Below are 12,885 nucleotides of genomic sequence, written 5' to 3'. Positions count from 1 at the left end.
TTTGCATAAGCACTTTGCATGAAGCAAAGTCATTTATCTGATACAAAAGATATGGAACATGTCTACATTCTTTGCGCAACTTTTATTTGCATAAACAATAAATATTGTATATAGAAAATTTCTATATTATTGCTCGTCATAATTCACAGTTAGCGTGCTTTTTAAAAAGCTATTATCCGACAACTGAATAAGTAACAGGCATCTAGCATGTATCTGCTTTAATCGAAATAATATCATCCAGCCTCACCCCTAATACTAGCTAATAGATAACAAGCAAATCCACTTGAACATGCCAACCAATGCTGTGATTAACATTCAATCGTTATGGCCCTACAAATCACAAGCAGCGCAGAAAGTTAGACTAACAAAATATTAGAGAGTTCTGCCAAAGATAAGGGCGCAAAGGTGGCGTAGAGGCACCTCTTAACCTAACTTTTATTAGTATATAGTTATGTATGACACAAATGTAGCGATCAGCACAATTTAAAAAATATTTTTTAGCAATATCGAAAAACCATATTCGTTTATACTATAGCTTCTTATAATTCCCGGCAGTCAGTCCTAAATAACGTCAGCTTGCTGACCAATACTTTGATGTGCAACATAAAACTTAACTACCTACACTATAACTGCGTGATTATCTACCTTAATGCCAATACACTAAAATTGAGTTAATAACATACGTTGGACCTTTAGTATAATACGATTACGATAACCAAAACTAAGAGAACTATTGCGGTGTTATGCTGAACAAACTAACAAATGCGCTTGAACAACAAGTAGCAACTTAAAGGCAACGTCACCGCTACCAATAAACTGCAGCACTTATAAAATAGCGCTATTAGCTAAAATGACGAAAGCGAAAACTATATACATAATAACTTAGCGTGTCAGAATTACTTTGGTATTAAGCACAATCATGAGTAAGTCAGTAACTGCTAGATCTAAACATTTAAGCAAATGCTACTCTTGCTCAAGAGCTAAACAGTACTTAACATCGAATACAGATGTATTCGTTTTATCTCGCCAACAATGTGCGGTTACACGAATTGCCTGGCGACAACCAGCAGCTAAACATTAATCCTCTTACAACTTAAACCGCTGGAAAGTAATAGCCTGTATACTTCTGCAGTCCTGTACCATAAACTCAATAGTTGGCCGCATTTACTAAAATGCACTACATTCACCGCTCCTCAATAAGTTGTAGACATAGCAGTCTAAAACATAACCTAGCATGATAGCTAACTATCCTACTTGATAGCAAATTTAGCTGATTCACCACTATTGTAAGAAAACTAAATTTTATGTCTTAATTAAATAAACTAAAGAACGCCAATAATCTAGCTAACTATTATCTAGATAAGATTAATATAATTAGGTTAGACTAGATCGATCATGAGCTTTAACTTTATCGCACTAATTTTAAAAGCGATATCTGAGCATACCGAATTGGTTAGAAGAAATATAATAGCAGCCAGAGCAGCATACGGTTCTATTTTGCTTATATATTCAGCATAATTGAACATAATTCTGTATTACTCGAACACCAAAATATATAAAATACACCATTAGTAATAACTACTATATTAGTATCGTAGTGCTGCATGAGTTTATAAACACCTTCGACTTTCGCATGAATGTAGGTGATCTCTATATGGACGGACCCGCACGCCCATGTAGAGTTTATTCGATAGCTATACACCGCACTCTCTATAACTGGGCCAATAAGCGCTAGCTCCGGCTAAATACAAAATTTAGAAAAACATACCATTATTGGCTTTATAGAGTGGTAAAAATAGCTCATTTTTCTCGCCTATATACTGTTTTAGCAACCGCAATTACTTATTTTAAGTAAACCGACTAACTAAACTTGACTAATGCTACAAATTTAAGTTACTGCGGTTTAGTTAAACTTTGGAATATAAGCACCATAAGCCAGCATGCATAACTTGAACCTGATAATTGTCTTATGATTGCCTTGAAGTGATCGATGACGAACATACTGTACGGCTTACCTAAGAGTAACTTAGATAACCTAACCATGGTCCTGAACTCCCTGCTATATCTAGTTTACTTGCTCGGCACTGCTTCTTTAGTAGCCGCACCAGCCATTACCTGCAGCGATCACCAAAAGCTATAACAGCGACGCAATATAATTTATAAGGAGATATAAAAATATACGATCAACCACATCTATCTCAACATGATCTCAAGATCATTCTGCACCACCTTATGACTTGTAAGTCATATAGCCATCTACAGTAAAATATCTGACTTCTAGTCAGAATACCCAAAATATCCAAAATCTTCAACGTCCTGCCAGCTCTAGTAAACAAAGTAACTATTCAATAAAACACTTTAGACTACTAACGTGCATTTCGTCTTCGACGTGCAAGATCGCGCTAAAGCCTTAATAGGTTAGATGTAGGCATCAGCTACCAAAATACAAAATAACTAACATGCAAACAGCTCCACGCATTCTTCTATGATAGCTGTAAGGTACATCATCACTTCCATTTGCTTGGCTTTATACCGCAGACTCTGATCGATACTTCCAGTAGGTATAACCTTCTCGATAATATTGACACTAGATAAACTAGCGTCAACTGGAAATTCGCAGTGAGGCACAGTCTAAAATTTATCATAGTCTTCAACTACAACGACATTATCACCAAACACAAAGCAGTTCCTGATAAATAATGTAGCGCTACAATTGATTTATACGATCCAGAAATAACACTTTATCATGATCCTACATAAATTAGTGATACCTAATATAGATAATATACTGGCAGATATACGTATTAACGTACTAATACTGGTTTCTTATGTAATGCAGAATAGATTTGGCTCCGCCTGTGTTCTGTTAATTAAGTATCAACCGCACTATCTGGGCAGAGATATAATATATGCTTAGCCTAGTTTAAGCTTAGCTGACTGGGAACTGCTAGCGTTTTTATAAGTAAACCTCACTGCCATAACTATTGATATTGATGAGCATGGCTAAACCATTAAATTCATTGATCACCCATGAACAAGCAATAGTAACCATGTAAGCCTTAACTAGCGCAATGTACGCATAAAATATTTTTTTTGATGGATTGATTAATAACTAGCGTATTACAATATCTACTAGCAGATTCATCAGTTTTTTTTGGGCCATTATAGTTACAAATGTAGTCAATTCACTGTTGAAACAACCCAAGTTTTTTTGCGAACTGATGGTTCCACTGTTCATACGTCTGATACAGCAAGATATCCTGCCTAGATATTACTTCTTACATTTACGTGTAATAGCTTATATTCTCAATGATGCATCATTCAATGCTGGAAAGTAAATCTCCAGGAATATCAAATATTCCTAATTGGAGCATAAAACTGAATGTACAGTGCAGCATAACAAAATATCGCTAACTATTAGTTTCGCTTTAGCTTTGTTAGCCTTTCCCACCACAGCAAAGAATGTGTTTTTACTGCAGAACAACAAAACGTATGGGATGGCAATACGTTTTCGATATTAACTAAAAACTAGACCTAATTACTGCCCCAGAAATCTTAACAGAAGACTATTGCGTTTGAACCGTCAGGTTCACTTTAGATAATACGCGCTAATGTCCAATACTTTAATTAAAGTAGCCTATGTGGCTATGAGGTTCACATATAAACAAGGTAATCGCGTTCCAACTTACAGCAGCATACAGATGTCTTTTTTAGTTGCTAAAGGAGATATTTGAGGTTAAGTATCTGAACCACCCTAACGGTACCATATGTATAAATAAAATTAACTAGTCAACGGTCAAGACTTTTAATCAACCTTTTAAAGGAGTCATACAGATAGTCAATATTATTGACAAACCCTATTGCCGCGACCCATAAACATAGTGATTTTCCAGAAAAAAATTACTGAACATATATCAGAATAGTAAGTTATCTAAATTTGATATGTAAAAGACTAAAAAAGTTATAATCATTAACATGTTGCCTAAGAGCAACTTAAGAAAAAACATAAAAATGCATTTATGAACAAACCATCACTGTCCAGGTTAGTGATGGGTATTAAGGTGTGCCTAACAGTGATAAAGATAACTGGATATAAACATATAGTCTTCATTGCACTTCACGTATATTGATGACTACGGCTAATATTTTCCGCACATTACGTGGCATATCTTTGCTGCGTACAGATTTTATGCTAGCGCGTGTCCGCACAGTAGCGCTCCTCAAAAATAACACTCAAGTACTTATCTCCCAATACCTACAATTTTAGTGCACCCAATAAGCTGTACTGTTTTTTGTGAATAGATACACAACTAGCAATGGACTAAGTATCAATTCACTACGATTTGAACCTGCTGCGTATTTTTACGTACTAACTTAATAGTTTAAGTGGTGGCTTATTTTATTGTAGTGGAGTAATAATTGACATTATTAAATATCACAACTTGGTTAAGTCTCTCACTGTCTTGGCATCAATTGTTGCAATTGGTCTAAACTGGGCCATACAAGTCGACCAAGATCATCTCGGTAAGCAACCTGACTCATTGCTAATGATTATAGCAATCTATAAAACATCGCTTAATGATATGATATTAATAACTATTTATGGGGTATCAATATAAAGATAGCATGAATAGCAAGATACTTGCATTCATGATGGTTACGTTCCGATATTAGGTTAAACGTTGTTCGCTAAAAAAGTTTGCAATACTAATGCAGCATTTAACTAACAAACAATCAATGTATTATTTGTAACTAATAAATAAATATAATAATTATGCAAAACATTTTTTCTTGCTCGGTACTAACTATATATATTTATCTGCAATCAATAAGACTGCATGCTTATTCTTACGTTTAAAGAGCGTAGCAAACAAAAATAATATTAAAGCAATCTACATCCAGTTTAGCCCACCAACTATCGATTACTAGAATATTATCACCAATATTAAGAATCGCTCCAATGGCAGCGAGACTGTTATTATTTTTATTGTACATGGTAATTTAGATATATTGCTATATAAAAACTAAATCATCAAAACCTGAAAGCTACTCAATATACCGGTAGCGCTGTTTACTATTAGCGAAAAAGAACTGTTCAGTGTTAACACTGAACTACTGACAGGAAATCTCGCAATCTGAAGCATCAGCCTCGTATCAACCAGGCTTATGCCCAGGTGTTTAGTACGAACAATGTTGAATATCTCATCCAGAGTAGCTATCTAGCGACATTTCAGTGCTACCAAACCTACAGCTACCATAAAACTGCATATTCATTATTGCATTTACACGATGCCCATAGTAAACACTGACTTGGCTACTCATAAGCAAGACATGTCTAGAAGGCTCCAGCGTACACGCTGTTAACCAGGACTTCATATAAGACTGACGCAACACTATATAATATCTAGAGCTACCTAATATCCATGCAGCTAAGATTAGCTTAATTTCAAGCTAATTATATAAGTATTGAGCACAGTGCCGTTTAGTGTAGTTTAGGCAGTCTTTCGTGTCCGCAATACGCTAATCAGCTCAATACTTAGGGCGCTAAGATAAGCCATAGTATGAAGATCTAGTTCACTATAGTCACTCTAGAAATAGTGACTATTTTGCTTTGTAGCGCTCCGTTTGTCAGCATCACCATATACGCACCCAAGGACTAATACTAGCCACAGTAAAGCTATGAATCGGTGTAAACCTCGATCGTACTAATATACAAGAAATGCATATAGCCTTAATTGACATTAAACACAGACCTCAGAAAACCACAGTGTTCAAACATGTACGATTAAGCGGCAAGCAGAAAAATTATATTAAGAAAGTTCTTGATACCATGTATCTGATTACCTCAGTACAACGTAAGACCAGACTGCTTTCCTGCAGTCAAAAGAGTTACCTAAACAGACTGCCAATGTAAGATACATAACTGTTGCTGCTAAAAATCAGTAGCAGATATGATTAACACTGAAACCTAGCTCACTACTAAATTGTTAAAGAATTTACTAGTAAACATTTACTGATAGTAGCTGGTACTAATAAACTTTATTGGTTCTATATCCTAATTAGTTTGCTTCAAATAAAGAATACACAAGAACTTTGTATAACAAATCTATTAACTGATTAAAGCCTGACTAGCGCATACAAGTGGCACCCACTAACATGTACCTCAGTGCCAGAAAATTCTTGGGTAACTAAACAATGAAAAACCTGTTGATAAACTCTTGTGTTTCCCTAGTTATATGGCTAAGGAAGCTCCTACATTTACCTGTACACTTATTTCAGGTGTTAATACAAATAAAGTATTAACGCAGAGAAGACTGATTTAATGATTAGCGACAATAGTTCAAAATTAAACATCAATCATGTACTGATAAATCGCATACGATAGTCGGTTATAGATAATTCTACCGAAGGTATCAAGCTGACTATAGATCATTAATGACGACGCAATTGCTTTAAGTAGAATGTTTAATTAAGGCAATAAAGATCAAGTTTCTTATCCAGGCAGTAGGCCTTACCAAGAACATAAGCAAAATCATAATTTTAATCAGAGATATATATGTCTGTATAACGGCAGCTATAGGTATAACGTGCAGTCAGATTAAGCACTCGTAACAATATAGCAATCGCATGCTACGGAGCACTACGCTGACAATCAGATCAAGCAAGGCTTACCGCAAACCAACCAATAACATTGACCATTAATCAACCGCTATCATTGCGTGACCAACACGTTAATCAGTATATAAACTAAGGAGCTGGGCAGTAGTGTGCGCAGTATGAACAGCAATAACCAACTAAAAGATAATGCATCTGACTAGAAAAAACACTTGATGAAGAAAAAATATTAACATAAAGCATTAAAATAAACGGATTAAAAAATGTCGTGGTGTATAAGTCAAATTACTCGTTAAACTCGAAATGGCTACGAGTTGGGTGAGAATTTACACAGAATCTTTCTTACACTGTACAAGTAGCGTGATTCCTACTAATAAATAGCTTATTATAAATATCATAGTCTGACCATGGCATATGGCTATTATTTCTTTAAATAGATACCAATAAAGGTTTTAGTTTTTTGTCGTGGCATCACTAGCCATTTATTTTTTTACTGCTGTAGTGTTAGGATTTTAGTGTCGTTAACATTCACAGTATTAGCATAAATGGATCTCACCTTGATTAGTAACGACTTTAAAACCAGCATCACTGTTAAGAAGTCTTTTAAACATACCACTTATGAAACTAGGCACACCAATTAAACTAGTCGAACGTATAATAAACTAATTCCTGTGAGGCATAATATAATCTCTACCTGTTTTAAAAAAACTCTTACGTTTAAGATACAGCAAAAATATCATGAAGATAACAATCTATAAAGATTCAGTGTCTAAGCGGCTTACGATAGACAGTTATCTTAAAATTATCCAGTACATTAAGCAAGCAATACTCGACAATGCGCCATATTCGTGAAGGCATCTAACCTAGGAAAACAAATGCGCTGACAACATAGAGGATACTCTGTAAGACTTGCAACCCATAACATCGCAGTACCTTGTGTGAGAAATTAGTCTCGTTAGTTAATTCTCAGTGTTTAGTGCTTTATATTATTTATATCTATAACTACAGTTATAGTACGCGTTAATTTATGCTCATCACTATTTAGGTAAGTGCCACTAAAGCTAGCCATTTGATGGCCTGGCTATAAGCTGATACCAAACACAAACTATAATAGCACCGCACAAGGTTATAGAAATAGACTATAATGCTCGCATATAAATTAATAAACAGCCAGTTAACGTACAGTAGCGAATACATAATTTTTAGTCAAAGATCACGTATAACTAGATTTATAAGTTTTATTATCATGGTTACATAATCATTATTAAAGCCGATGTTACTGATGCAGATATTTTGCTAAAGTGCATTACTAAAGTCCGTTCACCGACGATGTCTCGTATCGAACAAAAGAAACAGATCAGCTGTGCTTTAAATAGACGTAGCACGCTATCTGATGGAGTATGGCTGTGGGTTCAAGTAGCCTTAAGCCTACGCGAAGTAGCTAAAACTGATTGAATCATACCAACCGGATTCTATCGCCATTTTGCAGATATGGATCAGCTTTAGCTAGTATTGCTCAACGAAATCCGTCCAGACCTTTCGTGTCAATATTCGCCTAGTACGTCATAATGAATTTTTCATGGACAGCATCATTGGTACGTCCGTATGGATTTTTCTAGATGTCGTCTCAGCTAACCGTTCGTAGTTCCTATTCATAGCCCGCGAACAATATGGTGGCTGCCTAGCCCTACGCCAAGCTATCGTTAAGCTGTGGGCAGATATTACCTGCGATTTAGGCATTAGACCTCACGTTGATATCTAAACTTTAACACCTGGATGCTAAAGGTTTACATGTGATGGCCTATCTAATCGTCAAAAGTGTGTTTGCCGCTCTACCTGATATTAGAGATCCACCGGCGCAGGCTTTGCCTGCTTATCTCATACCACAATTAAAAATTGCTCAGCAATTGCACTTTATTTTTATCGGCCTTAAGCATTAGCAAGGGCTTGGCAGTACTAAATAAACTAACGAACATACTGAATTAAAGCACTTGACTAAAACGTAATACTTGTCCAATCGCTACCGTTCAATGAATTAATATTTACGCATTTACCAGTACCAAGCTAATGCATAGATCTACCTATGTGCAATATATAGGCAAACATAACAGACTTAACCAAACCAATTGTTCTTAAAAAACTGCAACGTATATGGTGATATACGACAGATAAATATTATCCTGAATCTTATACTGATAAATGAGAAAATAGTTAGAATTAAGTTGATTTGCTAAAACATTGCACGCTTAAAAATTCATTGAAGCTAATATAAAGATATAGGCTAGACTGACAGCAATGAAATACAAGAAAAAATACTTCAAACATAATTATCATGGGTGTGAATTAAATATGACATTCATTTAAATAAAACAGCACGTAACTTTTTTGAATACTACATTTAGTGGTTACATAAACACTTACAGGACAAACCAATGCAAGTTAGATAGAATAAGTTACATACAAAACGCAAAAGATTTATACAGTAGAATACTGTATCTAGTACTATATATTCTATAATGCTTAATTTAGAAAAAACTATATGAATCAAATAATCTCATATACGTACATGCGATTAGCAAATACTTTTCGCTGTAGCTTGTTTATTGATCTTAACTGAAAACTTCTCAATGCCTATTGATCCACTGCCGTATTCGCATTCTAAGTGTCATATTGATAGCTAAACTTAAACGCAAGCAGAAAATAGCTGATATTACTTGACTTATCGCACGTAGCTACTCAACATAAATAGCTACGTTTAGTACAGTTATATACAAAGCATAATGAAGAAATGCATACCGCTTTTAAACAAACGATACCCACAAAACTAACTACACCTTGCGCATGCGTCAAGTAGGTCATCCATGACAAAATTATGTCAGCACTATCGCCAGCCTGTCTATAGCACTAGCCAGAACAACCCGCTAACGGTGTTAATGATATCTTGACCGTTTAACTAATAGCCACTAAAGGTTTGTAATTAGTGATACAGCTATTGCTAGTAGAGTTTTAACGAAACCAGGTACAACATAGCTAGTATTGATTATGATAATTTTGGCAACACCACTTTTGGTTTATCCATTGTATGGATAGCCTAACGTATATTAACACATCCATTTTTTCTATATACACTGTTAAGCTTGAGTTAGATCAACCAAAACCTTATAGAATATAACTTGTATTCATATACGCACAGGTTGCTCATAATTGCATATATAGAGTATTTATGGATAAGCGTAAAAACTTTGCGTCGTTCTATGTGATATATTCAAATAATAGCAAAATTTTTTGCTTAATGTTAGCTAGAGTGCATGCAGGATTATAGCAATAGCAAATGAGAACAATCGCTTTAAGTAAGCAATGTTTACTTTTATGGCAGTCTTTCTAGAGTTTAGTCACAGACTTATCAACAGGATCAAAGATATCAATCAATCATATACATATGTTTTAAACAGGTTGATAAAACCCTTGATAAGTAGCGATAAAATGACTAATTAAGAAACAAATACTATTATGCATGCCACGTTTTTAAAGGTGCTTAGCCAGCTACCCTCACATTACTCGCAACAGATTTTACAACAAATAAGGATAAGTCAAACTATGATAAAATAAGGATTTACGGCTACTACATATAGATCTTGAGCGACTAGCTAGATTTGTTTTCCACAATCTAGCAGGAAACTTGTAGACACTACAAAAAGATAAAAACCTACATCAAGTAATTATGATTAGTGCTTACCGAGATAAACGGCAAGCACTTCTTTATTTTACCGACAATTTTTATCAGCATCAGTTAAACAAATATCGTAGTTAATTATCACATACACTAAATTCAATAAGCGCATAGTATAGTTAATATTTTTCTTTACCAAGAAGGTGCTCACCCTGATAAGCAAGTAGCTTGCTGTGGTAACGAAGATATTTTTCACTACAACTAATATCGCTAGACCTAAAATCAGCTTATCTATTAGCAATAAATTAAATCAGCCCATTATCGCTGATGCGATGATAGGCACTGACTATTCACAGGCTATAATTATAGCCAATAAGATAAAACCATGCATCATAAAAATAACTCGAATAAATACTGCATATCTTCCAGTGTAATAGTTATCACTAATCGTCATGGTACACATTAATATATTTTTTTAAGGTCATAAAAGAAAAGAACCAGCCACTTTTCTGCTACACGCAGTATCATTGTAGGCCAATATAGTTGGCATGAATTGTAAGAATAATATTCACGTCTATAGAGGATTTTCGTAAACTCAACGCATAGCTAGCCAAAGCTCAACATCAACAGCATAAATTTGCTAATGTTGCTAAAATCGATCAAAGCTTATAGCTTTGTCTTTATTGATACATAAAAACAATTCAAATCTGCATTTGACTATAAATACATTTAAATATTCTATTTTAAAAATAGACATGTTAATATATGCTTTTCTCATCTACACTCACATAAAACGAAATAACTTTTTAGTTATTGTCAATGGCGTGTGAATTACGTACGTCATTCATATTGCTGCTAGCAAGCAATATGATATAGTGTGAAACACTCATCATTATATTTTATATCATGTTTTACTAAGATAACCATAAAATCATGTTTGTCATGCAGCAAACGAATACTCCTACCTAAAAAGCTTTTATTTCCTATGAATTGATAAAGAATCTGCAATGGGTTATGATAACACCTACTTCAATGTAACTCTTAAACGCCTGAATGGCTTTACGCAAACAGAAGTAACAAGGCATCTCTAATTGCTGTCGTTATCCGTAAAACGATCACCTACAGCAACATGATGCTTTAGCTTATAAGCATATTCACTGGTTACTGTTTTAACCTGCTCACCATTGATACCACCGCCTTTGTTAACAAAGGTCACGACTATCCTTGCCGACTGTCATTTAAGCCTCGATTACACATACATCCACTTTCAAATTATTTTTAATGCCGGCGCAATACATGCTAGCGTGGGTAAATCGTTCACATGAACTTATTTCACGTAGAAATATTGCTGGTTTACGATGAGACTTCACACACATTGTGTGCTTAATTGCGCGTCTAATTAAACATTAAAAACAATACTGTAATTTGAAGAATTACCTAAATGTAATATTTAGTGTCAACAGTAATTTTAGCCAGAAGTTCACGATGTGAGTTTAGTGGCACATATATCAGAAATATGCATTTAAACTAGATCACATTATCCAAAAATTTTTTCTCAACTCCAAACATACTGGCTAATCTCTATACTGCTATAGCTAATATTTACATTGACTATGCAACAATCACTCCCTATTGCCTATATAAATTACTCCGCTATACTAGTGCCTGTAGTAAATATACACAAAATATATGTTTTGCAGGCATTGACATTATTGCCCTCATCATATATCAGGATTAACATACATACTCGGCACAACTGATATATTACTTTATTTATATAAAGCCTTATGATTGCACGATGCTGATACCAGTCACTATCAATTAAAGAACAAAATAGCTATTCGCACAATTAATATAGAGTATTAATATACTTCCCTAGACCGTCAAGTAAAATAGCAATACGAGTCACTTCCTCAAGCTACCTCCTTAAGCCCACCAAGCAATAAATTTTAATGTATTGCTTGGTGGGCTTAAGGAGGTAGCTTGAGTTTATCTATAGATAAACTAAAACTTTCTAACAAATGACAATTATACATAATATTATTATATTGTTTTAAATATAAAAAATAAAAGATGTGTGCAGCTCTAAACAATATATTTATCTTTAATAATTGCAAGATATAGTTTTGAGGTCAATACCTGGACTTGATCTAGTTGAATAGGAATCATGAATCTCATGCAAAGCGTAGTAAGTGCAAATATGTAATATACAATTATAGCCGTGCCTGCTATTTTGCAAAGTGCTTTAGTCATCTACAGCTGATTCTAGCTGGCAACTTCTACTTGTTAGAAGTGCACAAGATAATTATGCAGATTAAGATATCTACCCATTACATATACGCTCTGATAACAACGTAACTGAGATTATGCTAATGTCTAAGCCTCATATCTTTGGCACAAGCCAACTAACACCAGGTATGTGCGTAGAGCAACCTACTCATACAACCATTTTCTAAACTAGACACAGCTGAGCAATTTAGTATTACTGTACAACATCTTGCCACTATAAAAATTAGTACAACTGATTCGCTAGCTAGGTTTTTTGACATCGAACGCAACTACCATAAACTGCGCTTTTGTATCTCCTAACATATATTTAT

Annotated in this window: 3 protein-coding genes and 1 pseudogene; 3 read left to right on the top strand and 1 reads right to left on the bottom strand. The window is 34.5% G+C overall.

Features of this window, described 5'->3' with window-relative positions:
* Positions 1-1,990: 1,990 nt before the first annotated feature.
* The 3 genes and pseudogenes from C3B55_RS04555 to C3B55_RS01090 all read left to right on the top strand — a co-directional run bounded on the left by C3B55_RS04555 (position 1,991) and on the right by C3B55_RS01090 (position 8,555).
* Positions 1,991-2,140 (top strand): hypothetical protein, encoded by a 150-nt coding sequence (locus C3B55_RS04555; protein ID WP_157978048.1) that lies wholly within the window; start codon positions 1,991-1,993, stop codon positions 2,138-2,140.
* Between the two features lie 1,989 nt (positions 2,141-4,129).
* Positions 4,130-4,267: a hypothetical protein gene (locus C3B55_RS04550; protein ID WP_157978047.1), complete on the top strand. Its 138-nt coding sequence runs from the start codon at positions 4,130-4,132 to the stop codon at positions 4,265-4,267.
* A 3,677-nt stretch (positions 4,268-7,944) separates the two neighbouring features.
* A pseudogene (locus tag C3B55_RS01090) lies at positions 7,945-8,555 on the top strand (TetR family transcriptional regulator).
* 2,817 nt (positions 8,556-11,372) lie between these two features.
* Here the strand turns inward: C3B55_RS01090 and C3B55_RS04630 are convergent.
* Complete coding sequence (locus C3B55_RS04630; protein WP_457912682.1) at positions 11,373-11,501, bottom strand: hypothetical protein; 129 nt, start codon at positions 11,499-11,501, stop codon at positions 11,373-11,375.
* Positions 11,502-12,885 lie beyond the last annotated feature (1,384 nt).

Source organism: Candidatus Pseudomonas adelgestsugas, from assembly GCF_004124255.1.
Lineage (GTDB): Bacteria > Pseudomonadota > Gammaproteobacteria > Pseudomonadales > Pseudomonadaceae > Aquipseudomonas > Aquipseudomonas adelgestsugas.
This window is presented reverse-complemented; position numbering and strand designations above follow the sequence as displayed.